We start from the raw sequence: 17,947 nt of genomic DNA on the forward strand, positions 1-17,947 counted from the left end.
AACCGTTCACGCGTTTCGCCATGCCGCTGAAGGAGATCCGGAATGACCAGTTCCGCCGTTCGCATTCTGATCGTTGACGACGAACCGCCGATCCGCAAGCTTTTGCGGGTAGGTTTGTCGACTCAAGGATATGCGGTCAGCGAGGCGATGAATGCCAGGGTCGCGATGGAACTGATGAACGAGGACAAGCCCGATCTCGCGGTTCTCGATCTCGGCCTGCCGGATATGTCGGGCCATGATCTTCTGGCGAAGTGGCGGGGGGAGGGGCTGGCCCTGCCGGTCATCATCCTTTCCAGCCGAACGGACGAAGCGGGCATCGTCAAGGCACTGGAGCTGGGGGCCGACGATTATATCACCAAGCCTTTCGGCATGAACGAACTCGTCGCCCGCATCCGCGTCGCCCTGCGCCATCGCCTTCAAAGCCAAGGCGAAAGGCCGGTGTTCCAGACCGGCGACCTGTCGGTCGATCTCGTCAGGCGCATCGTCAAGGTGGAGGACAGGGAGGTAAAACTTTCGCCCAAGGAATATGACATCCTCAGGGTTCTGGTGCAGCATGCGGGCAAGGTGCTGACGCACCGTTTCCTGCTGGAGCATGCGTGGGATGAACTGACCGACGTGCAATATTTGCGGGTCTACGTGCGCCAGCTTCGCCAGAAGATCGAGAAGACCCCGGATCAACCGCGCTACATCCTGACGGAAACCGGTGTCGGTTACCGGTTGCAGGACGTTTGAGGGCGTCGTTTTAATACGACGCCCGCAGAGGTTTCGTCAGACGGCGGCGCAGATCGACAGGAATTCGTCCACATCGGCTTCTGTCGTCGCAAAGCTGGTGACCATACGGATCAGCACCTCGTCCTTGCCGACCTTTTCGGGCATATCACGCGGCACCAGCCAATCGTAGAATTTCGCGCCTTTTGCCGTTGCCGCCTCGGCTGCGGCCTTCGGCAGAATGGCGAAAACCTCGTTCGCCGTGGTCGGCCATGCTAAACGCGCGCTGTTGAGCGAGGCGAAACCGGCGCGCAGCCGGGTGGCCATGGCATTGGCGTGATTTGCGAGACCCATCCAGAGATCGTCCTGCAAATAGGCTTCGAATTGCGCGGCGATGAAGCGCGACTTCGAAAAAAGCTGGGCGGTACGCTTGCGCAGGAAGGCGAAGTCTTTGGCGAGCGCAGGATCGAAAAACACGATCGCTTCCGCGCACCAGCAACCGTTTTTCGTGCCGCCGAAAGACAGGACGTCGACACCGCGTTTCCAGGTCATTTCGGCAGGCGTTGCGCCGAGCGCGGCAAGCGCGTTGGCAAAACGCGCGCCGTCCATGTGCAGCGGCAGGCCGTTCTCCCTGGCGATTTTGGCGATGGCGTCGATTTCATCGAGCGTATAGACCGTGCCGGCTTCGGTCGCCTGCGTCATGGTGATGGCTGCGGCACGTCCATGGTGAACCGCATCCTGCGGATAGCGCGCAATACGTTCGATCAGGTTTTCCGGCAGCATCTTGCCGTTCGGTCCCTCCACGGCGACCATACGCATGCCGCTGAAGAAATCCGGTGCACCGCACTCATCCTCGATCACATGGGCTTCGGAGTGACAGAAGGTCAGGCCGCCGGGGCGGGCGATACTTGCCAGCGAAAGCGAATTGGCCGCCGTGCCCGTTGCGACGAAAAACACCGCCACTTCGCGTTCGAATATCTCATTAAAGCGGGCTTCGATGGAAAGATCGAGTGCGCTGCTGCCGTAAGCGGCGGCAAACCGGGTGGATTCCCGCGAAAGCCGTTCGTTGACGGCAGGGTGGGCGCCAGCCCAATTGTCTGAAGCAAAAAACATCTCTGAAGGCTTTCCGATGGCTGGGGTTCTGAGTTTGCGAATGCACGGGGACGATGTTCGGCAAAGTTCTAGGACCTAACTTGGCGATTGGCAAATCCGGCAATGAAAGCAAAGGGTCGGATCGCTTTGCGACAAGAAAGTTTCGCATAATAGGTCAGTATCGAAATTTCGCGGCAAATCGGTGGTCCCACTAATTGGATTCGCACCCTTGCTAAATCCGATGGTTTCTGCCAAAATTCTTGCGAATTGAGACAGCTTTGCTGTCCTAAATTTGATCGAGCCGGTTTGTACACGGATTTTTCGGAAAGCGAAAATTCGTGTCGAGCCGGATCTTCGCATGAAACCATGCAAGTAATTTTGCAGGAGGGACAAAAATGACGCACAAGCCGCAGGCAGAGATCGCCGCCGCAACCCAGACCACAGACTGTCCCACCGCGGCTGTGGCCGCACCCGTTTCTGCGAAGGGGCGTTTCGCGGGCGGCTTGCCGGAAAAGCAGGGTCTTTACGATCCGCGCAATGAACACGATGCCTGTGGCGTCGGCTTTGTCGCCCATATGAAGGGCGTCAAGTCACACCAGATCGTCAAGGATGGCCTGTTCATTCTCGAAAACCTGACGCATCGCGGCGCGGTCGGTGCCGATCCGCTGATGGGTGATGGCGCCGGCATTCTCGTGCAGATCCCCGACCGTTTCTTCCGTGAGGAAATGGCGGCGCAGGGCGTTACGCTGCCGAAGGCTGGCGAATATGCCGTCGGTCACATCTTCATGCCGCGCGATCCTGCCCGTATCGAGCACTACAAGCAGGTCATCATCGATCTGATCGGTGAGGAGGGACAGCAGTTCCTCGGCTTCCGCGACGTGCCGGTCGACAATTCCTCGCTCTCCAGGGCTCCGGACATTGCCGGGACAGAACCGCACCACGTTCAGGTCTTCATCGGTGCCGGCCGCGATGCCGCCACCAATGCCGATTTCGAGCGTAAACTGTTCCTGATCCGCAAGGTCATCTCCAACCGCATCTATGACGAGGGTGGCGGCAAGGAAGCGCAGGATTTCTATCCTGTCTCGCTCTCCTCCTCGACCATCGTCTACAAGGGCATGTTCCTCGCCTATCAGGTCGGCGCTTATTACAAGGATCTGGCGGACCCGCGTTTCGAATCCGCGGTTGCGCTGGTGCATCAGCGTTTCTCCACTAACACCTTCCCGTCGTGGAAGCTGGCGCATCCCTATCGCATGGTCGCCCACAATGGCGAGATCAACACGTTGCGCGGCAACGTCAACTGGATGGCTGCACGTCAGGCCTCCGTTTCGTCGGTGCTGTTCGGTGACGATATCTCCAAGCTCTGGCCGATTTCCTATGAGGGCCAGTCGGATACCGCCTGTTTCGACAATGCGCTCGAATTCCTCGTGCGCGGCGGTTATTCCATGGCGCATGCCGTGATGATGCTGATCCCGGAAGCCTGGTCGGGCAACCTGTCCATGTCGGCGGAACGCAAGGCGTTCTACGAATATCATGCCGCGCTGATGGAGCCGTGGGACGGTCCCGCCGCCGTCGCCTTCACCGATGGCAAGCAGATCGGCGCAACCCTCGACCGCAACGGTCTACGCCCGGCGCGTTATCTCGTCACCGACGACGATCGCGTCATCATGGCGTCGGAGGCTGGCACGCTGCCGGTGCCGGAAGAGCGCATCATCAAGAAGTGGCGTTTGCAGCCGGGCAAGATGCTGCTGATCGACATGGAAAAGGGCGCGATCATTTCCGACGAGGATGTGAAGCACGAGCTTGCTGCCAAGCATCCCTACCGCACCTGGCTTGACCGCACCCAGCTCATTCTCGAGGACCTGAAGCCGGTGGAGCCGCGGGCGCTGCGCCGCGACGTGTCGCTGCTCGACCGTCAGCAGGCCTTCGGCTATACCAGCGAAGATACAAAGCTCCTGATGTCGCCGATGGCAACGACGGGTCAGGAAGCCATCGGCTCGATGGGTACCGATACGCCGATTTCGGCCATGTCGGACAAATCCAAGCTGCTTTATACCTATTTCAAGCAGAACTTCGCGCAGGTCACCAACCCGCCGATCGACCCGATCCGCGAAGAACTGGTGATGAGCCTCGTTTCGTTCATCGGTCCACGCCCGAACCTTCTCGACCACGAAGGTGCGGCCCGCGCCAAGCGACTGGAAGTGCGCCAGCCGATCCTGACCAATGGCGATCTGGAAAAGATCCGCTCCATCGGCCACACCGAAGACCGCTTCGACACCAAGACCCTCGACTTCACCTATGATGTGGAGCGCGGCGCCGAAGGCATGCCGGACATGCTCGAGCGTCTGTGCGAGCGGGCTGAATCCGCCGTTCGCGGCGGTTACAACATCATCGTTCTTTCCGACCGTCAGCTCGGCCCGGACCGCATCGCGATCCCGGCACTTCTGGCGACCGCCGCAGTGCACCATCACCTGATCCGCAAGGGTCTGCGCACCTCGGTCGGTCTCGTCGTGGAAACCGGAGAACCGCGCGAAATCCACCATTTCTGTCTGCTCGCCGGTTATGGTGCGGAGGCGATCAACCCCTATCTCGCCTTTGACACGCTGCTCGACATGCACAAGCACGGCGCGTTCCCGAAGGAAGTGTCCGATGACGAAGTCGTCTATCGCTACATCAAGGCGGTCGGCAAGGGCATCCTCAAGGTCATGTCCAAGATGGGCATTTCCACCTATCAGTCCTATTGCGGCGCGCAGATTTTCGACGCCATCGGCCTGTCCTCGGAATTCGTCGAGAAGTACTTCTTCGGCACGGCTACCTCCATCGAAGGCGTCGGCCTGACGGAAATCGCCGAAGAAACCGTAACGCGTCACACGGCGGCTTTCGGCAAGGATCCGATCCTTGCCAATACGCTCGATATCGGCGGTGAATACGCCTATCGCATGCGCGGCGAAAGCCACGCCTGGACGCCGGATGCCATCGCCTCGCTGCAACATGCCGTTCGCGGCAACAGCAAGGAACGCTACCGCGAATTCGCCGCGATGGTGAACGAAACGGCACTGCGGATGAACACCATTCGCGGTCTGTTCAAGGTCAAGTCGGCGGAAGCGCTTGGCCGCAAGCCGGTTTCCATCGATGACGTCGAACCGGCGGTCGATATCGTCAAGCGGTTCTCGACGGGTGCGATGTCCTTCGGCTCGATCAGCCGCGAGGCGCATACCACGCTCGCCATCGCCATGAACCGCATCGGCGGCAAGTCCAACACCGGCGAAGGCGGCGAAGAATCCGACCGCTATATGCCGCTTCTGAACGGCAAACCGAACCCCGAGCGTTCTGCCATCAAGCAGATCGCATCCGGCCGCTTCGGTGTGACGACGGAATATCTCGTCAACGCCGATATGTTGCAGATCAAGGTAGCGCAGGGTGCAAAGCCCGGCGAGGGCGGACAATTGCCCGGCCACAAGGTGGATGCGACGGTTGCCAAAACCCGTCACTCGACGCCGGGCGTCGGCCTCATCTCGCCGCCGCCGCACCACGATATCTATTCCATCGAAGATCTGGCGCAGCTGATCTACGACCTGAAGAACGTCAACCCGGAAGCCGATGTTTCGGTGAAGCTGGTGTCGGAAGTGGGCGTGGGCACGGTTGCGGCGGGTGTCGCCAAGGCGCGCGCCGACCATATCACCATTGCTGGTTTCGACGGCGGCACAGGTGCCTCGCCGCTGACTTCGCTCAAGCATGCCGGTTCGCCCTGGGAAATCGGCCTTGCCGAAACCCAGCAGACGCTGGTGCTGAACGGTCTTCGTTCGCGTATCGCGCTGCAGGTGGATGGCGGTCTGAAAACCGGCCGCGACGTCATCGTCGGCGCGCTGCTCGGTGCAGATGAATTCGGCTTCGCCACCGCGCCGCTGATTGCGGCCGGCTGCATCATGATGCGCAAATGCCACCTCAATACCTGCCCCGTCGGCGTCGCAACGCAGGACCCGGTTCTGCGCAAGCGCTTCAAGGGCACGCCGGAACACGTCATCAACTACTTCTTCTTCGTGGCCGAAGAAGTGCGCGAGATCCTCGCTTCGCTTGGCGTTACCAGGCTGGACGAGATCATCGGCGCTTCCGAACTGCTCGAAAAGGATGAGATGCTGGCGCACTGGAAGGCCAAGGGTCTGGATTTCAGCCGCATCTTCCACAAGGTCGAGGCTCCGAAGGAAGCAACCTTCTGGACCGAGCGCCAGAAGCACCCGATCGACGATATTCTCGACCGCAAGCTGATTGAAAAGTCGCTGCCGTCGCTGGAAAATCGCGAGCCTGTCGTTTTCGAAGTGCCGATCAAGAACGTCGACCGTTCCGCAGGCGCCATGCTATCAGGTGCACTCGCCAAGCGCTGGGGCCATAAGGGGCTGAAGGACGATACGATCCACGTGACGCTGCGCGGCACGGCGGGTCAGTCCTTCGGCGCGTTTCTGGCCCGTGGCATCACCTTCGATCTGGTGGGTGACGGCAACGACTATGTCGGCAAGGGTCTCTCGGGTGGCCGCATCATCGTGCGTCCGCCGGAAAACACCCGCATCATTGCGGAAAACTCCATCATCGTCGGCAACACCGTTCTTTACGGCGCGATCACCGGCGAGTGCTATTTCCGCGGTGTGGCGGGCGAGCGTTTCGCGGTGCGCAACTCCGGCGCGCTGGCTGTTGTCGAGGGTGTCGGCGACCATGGTTGTGAATATATGACGGGCGGTATCGTCGTCGTTCTGGGCGAGACGGGCCGTAACTTCGCGGCCGGCATGTCCGGCGGCGTTGCTTATGTTCTGGATGAGAAGGGTGATTTCGCCACCCGCTGCAACATGGCCATGGTCGAGCTGGAGCCGGTTCCGGAAGAGGACGACATGCTGGAAAAGCTGCACCATCACGGCGGCGACCTCATGCACAAGGGACGTGTGGACGTCTCCGAAGACATGACGCGTCACGACGAGGAGCGTCTCTACCAGCTGATTTCCAACCACTTCCACTACACGAATTCGGCGCGTGCCAAGGATATACTCGATCGCTGGAGTGAGTTCCGTCCGAAGTTCCGCAAGGTCATGCCGGTTGAGTACCGCCGTGCGCTTGAGGAAATGGAGCGCATGCGCCTGGGCGTGGCGGCGGAGTAATCCGCCGCGTGAGAACACTACACCAACTGGTCTCGCTGACGATTGCGGTCGCCGTTCCCACGGTGATCTATTGGACAAGCGGCGAGACCGGATTTGAGTTCATCGTATTGGGGGCGGTTTTGGTTTCGCCACCTGATACTGGGGCCCGACGGGCGCTCCGCTTTGATGTGAGGACATAAACGTGGGTAAGGTTACAGGTTTTCTGGAGATCGACCGGCAGGTGGGCAAGTATCAGCCCGCATCGGATCGTATCCGCCATTTCCGCGAATTCACCATTCCGATGTCGGATGCCGAGGTGCAGAAGCAGGCGGCACGCTGCATGGATTGCGGCATTCCCTATTGTCATGGCCCGACGGGCTGTCCCGTGCACAACCAGATCCCCGACTGGAACGATCTGGTCTATAACAACAATTGGGAAGAGGCGATCGGCAATCTGCACTCCACCAACAACTTCCCGGAATTCACCGGACGCGTCTGTCCCGCGCCCTGCGAGGAAGCGTGCACGCTGAACCTTGAGGATGCGCCGGTCGCCATCAAGACCGTCGAACAGGCGATTGCCGACAAGGCCTATGAGCTGGGCTTCATCGTGCCGAAGCCGGCGACGATCCATACCGGCAAAAAGGTTGCCATCATCGGTTCCGGCCCTTCGGGCATGGCGGCAGCACAGCAGCTTGGCCGCGCTGGCCATGAAGTGCATGTCTACGAGCGTGAATCGAAGCCCGGCGGGTTGTTGCGTTACGGCATTCCGGATTTCAAGATGGAGAAGAACTTCATCGATCGCCGTGTCGAACAGATCAAGGGCGAAGGCGTTACCTTCCATTGCGGCGTCAATGTCGGCATGGATGTGACGGTCGAGGCGCTTCTGGCCGATCACGATGCCGTTCTTTATTGCGGCGGTTCGGAAACTCCGCGCCCGGCCGGTATCGGCGGTGCTGATTTTAATGGCGTTTACGACGCCATGCCCTACCTCGTGCAGCAGAACCGCCGCGTCGGCCGCGAAAATATCGACAGCATCGGCTGGCCGGCCGATCCGATCCTCGCCGGCGGCAAGCACGTCGTCGTCGTCGGTGGTGGCGATACGGCGTCTGACTGCGTCGGCACGGCATTCCGTCAGGGTGCGGTGAAAGTCACCCAGCTCGACATCCGCCCGATGCCACCGGAAAAGGAAGACAAGCTTGCGGTCTGGCCCTTCTGGGCGACGAAGATGCGTACTTCTTCCTCGCAGGCCGAAGGCGCTGTTCGTGAATTCCAGGTCGCCACGCTCGAATTCGTCGGCGAAGATGGCGTTTTGACAGGTGTGAAATGCTGTCAGGTGGACGACCGGCGCAAGCCTATCGCTGGCACGGAGTTCATCATCAAAGCCGATCTCGCCTTCATCGCCATCGGTTTCTCCGGCCCTTTCACCGACAGCGTGTTGAAGGAAATGGATGGCAAGCTGTCGCTCAACACCGATCGTCGCGGTTCCACCAACGTGATCGCCAACGAAACGGACTATAAGACCTCGGTCGACAAGCTGTGGGCGGCGGGCGACGTTCGCCGCGGCCAGTCGCTGGTGGTCTGGGCGATCCGCGAAGGCCGTCAGGCGGCGCGTGCGATCGACGAAGAGCTGATGGGCGCAACCCTCCTGCCGCGCTGAGCGAGTTGATGCGGCGCAAGCCGTTGTAACGAAAACAGAAGGGCCTGTTGTGTTTCGCAACAGGCCTTTTGTTTGACAGGAAACAGCTGCGAAAACCGCAAGACTGTCTTCGGTTCATAGGCGGTGCCTACCGGATGATTCCTCCCGTGCCGCGTTTCAGCAATAGGGAAGGCTGATGCGGAAAGACGCACCGCCGGTGGAAGAATCGCTGATGGATATCTCGCCGCCATGGTACCGGACGATTTCCTGCACGAGGTTGAGACCGAGCCCGGTGCCGCGATCCTTCGGTCTCAGCCGGTGGAAGGCGTCGAACACGGCTTCCCGGTCTTCTTGCGGAATTCCGTTCCCTTCGTCGGATATTTCGATCACGCGGTTACACGCCACCCTAAGGGTGATCGTTCCGCGATTGCCACCGTGCTCGATGGCATTTTGCACGATATTCATGATGGCGCGTTGTAAGGAGGCCTCATCCGCAAGGGCGAGGATCGGTTCCTCGTCCGCTTCGAACGCCAGCGCATAGCCCTGCGAGATCGCGAGTGGCGCTATATCCGCGACCACTGCTCTGCACAGCCCGACAAGATCGAGTGGCACCAGAGACAGTTTTTGTCCGCTCAATCGCTGCAAATCGAGCAATTGTTCAGCCAGCAGGGCAATACGGGCGGCGTCGGCCAAAATACGCGCGCGCTCCGGTCCATGGACAAGCGCTTCTATCCGGGTCTGCAAAATGGCGACCGGTGTGCGCAACTCATGAGCGGCATCGAGGATAAATCTTTTGTGGCGCTCGTAGCCATCGTCAAGACGTCTCAACGCGCCGTTGACGGCCTGCACGAGAGGCGTCACCTCTCTCGGTATGTTGGTTTCCGGCAGCCGGTTGCCTCGCTTGTCGATATCGATCGTCTCCGCCTGCCGTACGATATTGGACAACGGCTTGAACTCTCTGCGAATGATCCAGTAAATGGCGATGATCGTGACGACCGACATCAACAGAAAAACGGGCAACATCAGTAGATTCGAGAATATGAGTACCGGAATGGTCATGCTGTAGAGGCCGCCGCGGCCCACCATGGCAAATTCGCCTGCGGGCCCTGACGCACGTCTGACAACGATCATGCGCAGATTTGCGAGATAGGAATAGGAGAGCGGTGCATCGCGAAGGTCGGAGACTTTGACGTCACTCAACTGTTGGTCCATGTTGAGAAATGCTTCAGGCACACGGCCATCTTCTATGATCTCGCCTTCTTCACTGATCGCGACGAACCAGAAATTAGGTGTTTTGTCGCGCAGTGCGGCTAGCTCCTCTGTCACCTTCAGGCTTATATGACCGTTTTCGTCTCTCTCGAGGGCGCTTGCTACGATCTGGGCGGATTGCGGGTCAAGCATGGCGCTTTCAGCACCCTTGGGAAGAATATAGCTGACCAGGGATACGCTGAGTATGAAGAGGCTACCGATTTGAAACGCCAGCATTTGCAGCGTCAGCCGGCGCTTCAGCGATTTTCTTTGCGCCAGCTTCATGCTGTCGCCCTCAAAAGATAGCCAACACCGCGAATACCGTGGACCTCGACACCCGCATCCACTGCCAGCAATTTGCGGCGCAAACGGGAAATATGGGAATCGAGCGCATTGGACTGGATTTCGTCGTCGAAGTTGTAGACGGCATCCTCAAGCAGCGCGCGCAGCACCGTTCTGCCTTGCCGCCGCAACAGGGCTTCGAGAATAAGCAGTTCGCGCCGGGTCAGGGCGAGAAATTCACCTCTGATGCGCACTTCGCGGGTTTCGAAGCAAAATTCCAGCTTGCCCAGTTTCGCCGTCATCGTCACGGCCCCGACCGGCCGGCGCAACAAGGCGCGGATGCGGGCGAGAAGCTCTTCGACGGCGAACGGCTTGGCCAGATAATCGTCCGCGCCGAGGTTCAGCCCATTCACCCGATCCGCAAGCGTGCCTTGCGCCGTCAACACGATGACGGGCGGGGTGACTGGCAGCAGGCGCAAATCCTGTATGAGCCGGATGCCGTCGCCGTCCGGCAATTGCCGGTCGAGCACGACGAGATCGTGGACACCGTCCATGATCGCGTGTCGCGCGAGATCAAGCGTGCCGACATTGTCTACGATGATATCGAAGCGGTGGAGAGCGGCGGACAGGGCTGCTGCCATTTCGCGTTCGTCTTCAACAAGCAGCAGGCGCATGAACTCGTCTCGGCAATGTCTGGCGTGCACCTTCCAGGCGGGAAGGAATGCTGGGCGTTAAATAAATATCACCCTGCAGGGAAGGCCGGGCAGGAGGAGGCAATTGGCCGCCCCACATTCCTGCGAAGCTATACCTACCCTGCCACTGCCGGATTGCCTGAACATTACGCCCGTCCGGGCGGTCGTCACGCGGAGAGAGGAAAGCGCCTATTGTCTGGCCGGAGCGGTATCCGGAACCACGCGATAATCATCGATACGGCCCGCCGGGGCGTCTGCCATCTCGCCCCGTTTGGTTAGCCGTTCGCGTGGCGATTCCACCACCGAGACGCGTGCCGGTCCGGCAGAGGCGTCGCCAAGCAGCTTGTCACCGCCATCGAGGTCCGGATCGGTCAGGCTGATCGGCTGCGTGCGCACCTGTCCCGCATCGATGCCGAGTGCCGGCAGGGACGTGAGCGCCGGCAAATTGCTGCCGTCCAGTTTCACGAGGTCCGGCCCGGCGCTGTCGAGGTGCCTGCGCACGAATTTTTCGACGTAAAAGGCGAGCTTGCGTTTGCCGGCGCTTGTCATACCGACGCCATCGGCTTCGCGCAGGCGGGCCTGCTGGCCGTTCATGTCGTAGCCGGTGATGACGAATTTTCCGGCCTCATCGACGAAGCCGTCCCAGACATCGACGAATTCGCCGCCGTATTTTTCGACATGGCTGCGATAAAGCCGGTTGAAACCGACGAGATCGGCCGTGAGCGAGGACGACTGAAAGGCGGGCAGGCCAACCCATAGCAGCGGCACCTTGGGCCGGCCGGCAAGGGTCAGCAGTTCATCGATCCGCCGCTCATATTCCTTGAACCAGACGTCGGTACCGAATTTTTCCCTGACATCGCCTATCTGCATCTGCTGGCGATCGTTCGATCCCATCATGATGACGATGGTGGCGGGATTGGTCTCGGTTATGAATTTCGGCAGGTTGGCGAACCAGTCGTAATAATCCGTGCGGACCAGACCGGAGGAACCGTTCGCACGCACATCGACGGCAATTGCCGGCGAGCTTGCAAAGGCGTTGACCAGTTCTTCCCCCATGCCGCCAGCCAGAAAATCACCGATGACCAGAACACGTCTTGCATTTTCAAGCTTGGCGGCCGGCTCCGGCTTTTCGGTTCGCATCTGAACCACCGAAGGCGTCTTTCTGGCGGGTTGGGGGCGGGTGACCGATCTTTCGCGTGGCGCGGCAGGAAAGTCCCGGCGGCTCCGGGGCCGATATTCGCGGGTTGGCGCGTCCTCGCGGCCAACGGGCCTGCCAAACAGCATTTCGAACAGGGTGCGCCGCTGTTCCTGGGCAAAGGTTTGCGAAGGAATGAGCGGGGTGCAGATGGCAGCACAAAGAAGGACGACACAGATGCGCCAGCCTGTCCTTCCGCTTTTCGCCGCAGGTTTCCTACTCATGATATCGACCTTTCCGGATTGTTCGGCGACGTTGATGACCGTCACCGAATTTACCGGTACATTATCAATTGCGCAGGGCTTTCAGCAATCGCTGCGATGGCTGACCGTCGGTTTCCATGCCCATGCGCGACTGGATGGCGCTGATGGCGGCCTTCGAACCGGAGCCGAAATTTCCGTCGACCTCGCCATCGTAATAACCCAGTTCCTTCATGCGGGTCTGGAGTTCGAATTTTTCACGAATATCCAGCGTGCCGTCCGGGCGTGGCCATTTCTGCTGCACGCCGCCATAACCGGCGATCTCGTCCGCGAGCAGGCCCACGGCCAGCGCATAGCTGTCGGACGCGTTGTATTTCTTGATGGTGAAGAAGTTTTTCATCATCAGGAAACCGGGACCGTTTGCCCCGCCCTGCAATTTCAGCATGGCGCGGTCGGAGCCGCGCGTGAAGTTCTTGCCGTTCGGGCGCGAGAATCCGAGCTTCGCCCATTCCGCAATGGACTTCGTCTGGCCTTCGTAACGCGCACCGCCACGCGGAACAGCGGTTTCATAACCCCAGGTCCGGCCGGGTTCCCAGCCGTTCTTGGAAAGAAGATTGGCAGCCGTAGCCAGCGCGTCGGGAACCGAGTGCCAGATGTCACGCTTGCCATTGCCGTCGGCATCCACCGCATAAAGCAGATAGCTGGTTGGAATGAACTGGGTGTGGCCCATCGCACCAGCCCAGGAACCGGTCAGCTGCTTCGGCGTGACATCGCCGGACTGCAGGATTTTGAGAGCGGCGATCAATTGCGTGCGTGCGAACTTGGCGCGTTTGGGATCGGAATACGCGAGTGTGGCCAAGGCCTGCGGAATATTGTGCAGGCGCTCCGGCTTTTCGAGAACCGCGCCGTAATTCGATTCCATCGACCAGATTGCGAGAATGATATGTTTGTCGACGTTGAAATTGCGCTCGATCCAGTTCAGGGTCGTCGCATGTTTCATCTTCATTTCGCGGCCGATACGCACCGTGTACGGATTGACGCGGGAATCGAGATAATCCCAGATCTGGGTGGTGAATTCCGGCTGAAAGGTCGCCTTGCGCAACGCATCCGGATCCGGCTCGCTGACGCCGGCAAAGGCTTTCTGGTAGGTTGCCTTGCTAATGCCTTCTTTCGCCGCTGTTGCGTAGAACTGGTTGATCCACTGCTTGAACCCTGCATCGGCCCGGGCCGAGACGGGGGCCAGCGAGATCGCCAGACCTGCAACCATCATGCAGCCGAATTTGCGGACATTTGAAAGGATCATCTTTGTCATCGTCAGTCTTTCGTTCTCTCGAATATCATTTCGATTGCGAAAACGCATCGGTCGTCGTCATGGATAACAAAAGAATATCAACAAATTCTTTACCATTAATAGATGGTAGCGTCACCCTTTACAAAACGTTGTTATTTTTGAAATAACAACGTCGTGCGGGGATTGTGATCAAGTTTTATCTCTCAGGAGGGATATGTGGTAGAACAGAAGAAAATTCGGAAGGCCGTATTTCCGGTCGCAGGTCTTGGTACGCGTTTCCTGCCTGCAACCAAGGCGGTTCCGAAAGAAATGCTTACTGTCGTAGACAAGCCGGTCATTCAATACGTCGTCGACGAGGCGGCGGAAGCGGGCATCGAGCATTTTGTATTTGTCACCGGCCGTGGCAAAGCGGTGATTGAAGATTATTTTGATATTCAATTTGAACTCGAACAAATGCTGCGCGAGCGCAACAAGAATGCCGAACTGACATTGCTGGCCGGCCTTCTGCCCAAGGCGGGCACGGCAAGTTTCACGCGCCAGCAGGTGCCGCTTGGTCTCGGCCACGCGGTCTGGTGCGCACGTGATATCGTCGGCGACGAACCTTTCGCCGTGCTGTTGCCCGACATGATCATGCATTCGCAGAAAAGCTGCCTGAAAGGCATGGTCGAACTGTACGACCAGACCGCAGGCAACGTCATCGCGGTGCAGGAATGCGCTCCCGATCAGACACATAAATACGGCATCGTCGGCGTGGGCAATGCGGTGGGCGAAGGTTTCAAGATCACCGAAATGGTCGAAAAGCCTGCCAAGGGAACGGCGCCGTCGAATTTCTATATCAACGGTCGTTATATCCTTCAGCCTGAGATTTTCGATATTCTCGAAAATCAGGAACGGGGCGCGGGCAACGAAATCCAGCTGACGGACGGCATGCTGACGCTTGCCAAGTCGCAGGAATTCGCCGGCTATCATTTCCGCGGTCAGACATTCGATTGCGGCGCCAAGGATGGGTTCATTCTGGCCAACGTCGCCTTCGCTCTCGAACGCGCCGATATCCGTCCCGCGATCGAGGAGCCAATCAAGGCCCTGATCGAAGGCCTGAAGTAATTCAGCCAAAAAATATGCCATGGGATCCCGGCCTTGTGCCGGGATTTCTGTTTTGAGGCAATTTATCGTTTCAGAACGAGCCCTGCGCCGACGCGTAGTTCGCTGCTGTCATAAACCGGCGTCCACTGGTAGCTGACGTCAGCTGTCAGGTCGAGATAGCGGTTCAGCCCCCAGGTCAGGCCAGCGCCTGCGGTATATTCCACGGCATTCTCCGTGTCGGAGGAGGGGAATGTCCGGTGGACGATCTGCCCCGTCAATCGCGCGACGAGATCGCTGCGCAATTCGTGCGTCAGGCCGGCATCGAGCCGATAGGAAATCCAGCCGCCCTGCGGGCCGCCGGCAAAATCCTCTATCATCGTGCGCAGGCCGAGATTGACGTTTGTGCCGCGCTGGGGCGACCAGTTCAGTTCACCGTCCAGCGTCAGCGCGCCGATGGCGGCAAGGCGGTCATCGTCATATTGCTTGCGCAGATAGCCGATGGCGGCCTCACCTCGGGTCTTCTCGCCAAGATCGACTTCGGTTCCGATCTTCGCGCCGTAGGAATTCGAGGATCGGGCGTAACCGGAATTGTCCAGACGCCGGTCATATTTGGTCGTTCCCGCGTTCAGCTCGAGGAAGGGGATCAGGGCCGGCGACAATTCGTAGCCAATGCGACCGCGCAGGTTCGCGTCTTTCTGATCGCGATCGCTGAGACTGATCGGCTGGCCGTTCAGGCCCTTCGCATCCGTATAGACCGTTCGCGAGAGATCGAGCGCCGCCAGTCCGCGCAGCTTGCCGAAATCCCGCTCGATCGAGGCGCCGGTCGTAAAACGGTGTTCTCCGCCCTGCACGGAAGCACCGCTCAAGGCGTTGGGGTCCGTTGTGCCCTCACGGCTGAATTCATAACCGGCCTTGAGATTGGCCCTCGTTTCTTCGCCGAGATCAAGCCGCAGATCGGCCTCTATCCTTGCTCTCGGTTCCTCACCGTTCTTGCTGCCGAAATTTCTCTCCCAGGCGCCGTCGCCTGTCACGGTCAGCGCATGGCGGGACCAGTCGCTGGTCAGCGTACCGCGGATGCCCGTTGTCAGATAATTGCGTCTGGAGGGGCCGCCGGTATTCGTCTGTTTTTCCGTATTGATCGTCTGGCTGATCGAAGGCCGCAGCAGAAATGTGCCGAGCCGGATGCCGGGTGTCTGTCCGGGTTCGGTCGCTATTCGCGGATTTTCACCGCCGTCCACTGTCGGCTCATAGGGGTTTTCGGCGTCGGCATAAGGTTGGCCCGCGTCTTCCGGCTGTTCGGAGATCGGGTCGCCGGGATTGTTCGAGGGGCGCCATAATTGCGGTGCGGGCGCAACGCTCGCAGTGCTTGCCTCGCTGTCCGTTGCCGGATTGCCCGAAGGTGTCGCGTCGGTGGATGGAACCACGCCCGGCCGGGGCGTCAACGCAGTCTGCGCGAAAGCGGCTTGCGGCGAGTAGAGAAGCGTGCAGGCAAGCAGCAGGGCTGCTGCTTTCCGCGACGTCGGCAGACGTGTGGCGGTGCCCTTCACATTCATTCCTCTTCACCCGGCGAATTTGGGCCGATGCCGGATCGAAAGTCGCCAAAGCATTTCCTTGGGGGCCGGATGAACGGCAGGCCGATGAAATGACGTGGACAAACCGGTGACCAGACAGGCGACGCAAGTTTTAATATCGCTTTAACAATAGGGTTTTTATGGTTAACAGTTGATAAAGATTGCTGGATTTTAGCACGCCGGCGAGGGCGAAAAAAATCGAGGCCGTGGTCGTTCGGTTCGGCGGTTTCCACCCGCGCGGCTGGAGAAAATATGCTGCGAGTGCTAAATATTTCTAATATGTAAGATTTAAACATTTCAATCTGGTGCGGAATCGCCTTATTATTGAAAGAGACTGATCCTTTATTGCCCAGAAAATCCTATTGATTTTATTTTATGTGACAGCGTCGTTTCATGAATCCCGTTTTGTACATCAAGAAGGTCGGCTTTTATTGCTGGGATATTACCCACGACCTATTTTATCTGGACGAAGTCTGCGCTGAACTCTTCGGGATTCCGCAGAGACAGGCGATGCAGGGCATCAGCATTTTCCAGATGCTCGAAAAAGTGGATCTGGATCATCGAAATCGCGTGATCGAGACCGCATTGATCACCCTGAAGGCTGCAAGCTTCTACAGCCAGGAATATGCCGTGCGCCGTAACGATGGCTCGGTCTTATGGGTACGGACTGTCGGACGATATCTGGTCGACGAGGAAAACATCCCTTTCAAGCGGCTTGGAACGATGGAGGAGATGTCTCCGCCGGACTTACTGCACTAAGTTGCCGCCCTAAAAAAGCAGCACCGCCGGCTGGAGAGTAGACATATTCCGGGTGAAAGAGTATCAGTCGGCCATGATTACGCGCGCCGTCAAACTGGTCGAAGACAATGCCATCGAATCCGCCGTGCGGACGATTTCGATGGAGCGGGCTGGCCTTGCCGCCCTTGAGGCCGCTCTCAGGAACAGCCTTTCCGAGCCTTTCTGCAAGGCGATCGAGACCATCGGCCAGTCGAATGGCCGCCTCATCATTACCGGCGTCGGCAAAAGCGGCCATATTGGCGCGAAGCTCGCAGCCACCTTTGCCTCCACGGGAACGCCTGCCTTTTTCGTGCATGCGGCGGAGGCCAACCACGGCGATCTGGGCATGATCGGTGGCGATGATGTGGTGTTGGCGATCTCCAAAGGTGGTGAAAGCGCGGAGCTGCGCAGCATCATCAACTATTCGCGCCGGTTCTCCATTCCGCTGATCGCGCTCACCTGTTCTGAGAATTCATCGCTGGCGAAAGCCTCCGATATCGTGCTTCTGGTTCCCAATGAACAGGAAGCCTGCCCGCTCGGTCTGGCGCCCACCACCTCCACATTGATGCAGTTGGCATTGGGCGATGCCCTTGCCGTCGCTCTCCTGGAAGCGCGCAATTTCACCGCCGGTGATTTTAAGGTGTTTCATCCCGGTGGCAAACTGGGCGCCGGCCTGACGCTGGTCAGCGATATCATGCATACGGGCGACAGGGTGCCGCTGGTCGGCAGGGGAACGGCCATGCCGGAGGCGGTCGGCGTTCTTTCCCGCAAACATTTCGGCTGCGTCGGTATTCTGGATGAGGACGGGCGTCTTTGCGGTATCGTTACCGAGGGCGATCTGGCGCGCAACCTCTCGCGCAACCTCGCCGAGTTGAGTGTCGACGACATCATGACGCGCACCCCGAAAACGGTCAAAAAATCGGTGCTGGCGACCAGCGCCCTGGCGACGCTGGAAAAATTCCATATTGGCGCGCTGATCGTGGTCGATGAGGACAACAGGCCGATCGGCCTGGTGCATTTCCACGATCTCTTGAGGATCGGCGTGGCCTGAT

At 59.0% G+C, this 17,947-nt stretch carries 13 protein-coding genes; 6 read left to right on the top strand and 7 right to left on the bottom strand.

Translation table 11 applies throughout. The features are described from left to right. Positions 1–42: 42 nt before the first annotated feature. Positions 43–732: a response regulator transcription factor gene (locus QSK43_RS18180; protein WP_045020849.1), complete on the top strand. Its 690-nt coding sequence runs from the start codon at positions 43–45 to the stop codon at positions 730–732. Positions 733–768: 36 nt separating this feature from the next. Here QSK43_RS18180 and QSK43_RS18185 read toward each other — a convergent pair whose 3' ends face one another. Further along, positions 769–1,821, bottom strand: a complete 1,053-nt coding sequence (locus QSK43_RS18185; protein WP_332304626.1) for a threonine aldolase family protein — start codon at positions 1,819–1,821, stop codon at positions 769–771. Between the two features lie 374 nt (positions 1,822–2,195). Here QSK43_RS18185 and gltB point away from each other — a divergent pair, with 374 nt between their 5' ends. Both gltB and QSK43_RS18195 read left to right on the top strand, forming a co-directional pair. Continuing rightward, a complete protein-coding gene (gene gltB, locus QSK43_RS18190) occupies positions 2,196–6,941 on the top strand; it encodes a glutamate synthase large subunit (RefSeq protein WP_332304627.1) in 4,746 nt (1,581 codons plus the stop codon). A gap of 181 nt (positions 6,942–7,122) precedes the next feature. Beyond that, a complete protein-coding gene (locus tag QSK43_RS18195) occupies positions 7,123–8,577 on the top strand; it encodes a glutamate synthase subunit beta (protein WP_332304628.1) in 1,455 nt (484 codons plus the stop codon). A 156-nt stretch (positions 8,578–8,733) separates the two neighbouring features. Here the strand turns inward: QSK43_RS18195 and QSK43_RS18200 are convergent, their stop codons facing one another. The 4 genes from QSK43_RS18200 to QSK43_RS18215 all read right to left on the bottom strand — a co-directional run bounded on the left by QSK43_RS18200 (position 8,734) and on the right by QSK43_RS18215 (position 13,485). Beyond that, on the bottom strand, positions 8,734–10,089 hold the full coding sequence (locus QSK43_RS18200) for an ATP-binding protein (protein ID WP_332304629.1): 1,356 nt from the start codon (positions 10,087–10,089) through the stop codon (positions 8,734–8,736). Then, on the bottom strand, positions 10,086–10,760 hold the full coding sequence (locus QSK43_RS18205) for a response regulator transcription factor (protein WP_045020860.1): 675 nt from the start codon (positions 10,758–10,760) through the stop codon (positions 10,086–10,088). The genes QSK43_RS18200 and QSK43_RS18205 overlap by 4 nt, the downstream gene beginning before the upstream one ends. Positions 10,761–10,967: 207 nt before the next feature. Next, positions 10,968–12,197: an SGNH/GDSL hydrolase family protein gene (locus QSK43_RS18210; RefSeq protein WP_332304630.1), complete on the bottom strand. Its 1,230-nt coding sequence runs from the start codon at positions 12,195–12,197 to the stop codon at positions 10,968–10,970. A gap of 64 nt (positions 12,198–12,261) precedes the next feature. Then, complete coding sequence (locus QSK43_RS18215; protein WP_045024990.1) at positions 12,262–13,485, bottom strand: lytic murein transglycosylase; 1,224 nt, start codon at positions 13,483–13,485, stop codon at positions 12,262–12,264. Positions 13,486–13,680: 195 nt separating this feature from the next. Between QSK43_RS18215 and galU the strand changes: the two genes are divergently transcribed. Continuing rightward, positions 13,681–14,568: a UTP--glucose-1-phosphate uridylyltransferase GalU gene (gene galU, locus QSK43_RS18220; protein ID WP_045024988.1), complete on the top strand. Its 888-nt coding sequence runs from the start codon at positions 13,681–13,683 to the stop codon at positions 14,566–14,568. Positions 14,569–14,630: 62 nt separating this feature from the next. Here galU and uppP read toward each other — a convergent pair whose 3' ends face one another. Both uppP and QSK43_RS18230 read right to left on the bottom strand, forming a co-directional pair. After that, positions 14,631–16,100 carry a polysaccharide biosynthesis protein UppP gene (gene uppP, locus QSK43_RS18225; RefSeq protein WP_332304631.1) on the bottom strand — a complete coding sequence of 490 codons (1,470 nt, stop codon included), beginning with the start codon at positions 16,098–16,100 and terminating at the stop codon, positions 14,631–14,633. Then, positions 16,097–16,414: a hypothetical protein gene (locus tag QSK43_RS18230; protein ID WP_332304632.1), complete on the bottom strand. Its 318-nt coding sequence runs from the start codon at positions 16,412–16,414 to the stop codon at positions 16,097–16,099. The genes uppP and QSK43_RS18230 overlap by 4 nt, the downstream gene beginning before the upstream one ends. Before the next feature lie 97 nt (positions 16,415–16,511). On the opposite strand from QSK43_RS18230, the gene QSK43_RS18235 reads away from it, so the two are divergent. Both QSK43_RS18235 and QSK43_RS18240 read left to right on the top strand, forming a co-directional pair. Continuing rightward, on the top strand, positions 16,512–16,877 hold the full coding sequence (locus tag QSK43_RS18235) for a PAS domain-containing protein (RefSeq protein ID WP_332304633.1): 366 nt from the start codon (positions 16,512–16,514) through the stop codon (positions 16,875–16,877). A gap of 73 nt (positions 16,878–16,950) precedes the next feature. Further along, entirely contained in the window at positions 16,951–17,946 is a 996-nt protein-coding gene (locus QSK43_RS18240; RefSeq protein WP_045024982.1) for a KpsF/GutQ family sugar-phosphate isomerase, read from the top strand. The last annotated feature ends 1 nt before the right edge of the window (position 17,947 follow it).

Source organism: Rhizobium sp. GR12 (assembly GCF_036596185.1).
GTDB classification, from domain to species: Bacteria; Pseudomonadota; Alphaproteobacteria; order Rhizobiales; family Rhizobiaceae; genus Agrobacterium; species Agrobacterium nepotum.

Bases quoted from the DNA above. Each gene is read 5' to 3' on its own strand.
- QSK43_RS18180 (WP_045020849.1), top strand. From the start codon at position 43: ATGACCAGTTCCGCCGTTCGCATTCTGATCGTTGACGACGAACCGCCG.
- QSK43_RS18185 (WP_332304626.1), bottom strand. From the start codon at position 1,821: ATGTTTTTTGCTTCAGACAATTGGGCTGGCGCCCACCCTGCCGTCAAC.
- gltB (WP_332304627.1), top strand. From the start codon at position 2,196: ATGACGCACAAGCCGCAGGCAGAGATCGCCGCCGCAACCCAGACCACA.
- QSK43_RS18200 (WP_332304629.1), bottom strand. From the start codon at position 10,089: ATGAAGCTGGCGCAAAGAAAATCGCTGAAGCGCCGGCTGACGCTGCAA.
- QSK43_RS18205 (WP_045020860.1), bottom strand. From the start codon at position 10,760: ATGCGCCTGCTGCTTGTTGAAGACGAACGCGAAATGGCAGCAGCCCTG.
- QSK43_RS18210 (WP_332304630.1), bottom strand. From the start codon at position 12,197: ATGAGTAGGAAACCTGCGGCGAAAAGCGGAAGGACAGGCTGGCGCATC.
- QSK43_RS18215 (WP_045024990.1), bottom strand. From the start codon at position 13,485: ATGACAAAGATGATCCTTTCAAATGTCCGCAAATTCGGCTGCATGATG.
- uppP (WP_332304631.1), bottom strand. From the start codon at position 16,100: ATGAATGTGAAGGGCACCGCCACACGTCTGCCGACGTCGCGGAAAGCA.
- QSK43_RS18230 (WP_332304632.1), bottom strand. From the start codon at position 16,414: ATGTTTAAATCTTACATATTAGAAATATTTAGCACTCGCAGCATATTT.
- QSK43_RS18235 (WP_332304633.1), top strand. From the start codon at position 16,512: ATGAATCCCGTTTTGTACATCAAGAAGGTCGGCTTTTATTGCTGGGAT.
- QSK43_RS18240 (WP_045024982.1), top strand. From the start codon at position 16,951: ATGATTACGCGCGCCGTCAAACTGGTCGAAGACAATGCCATCGAATCC.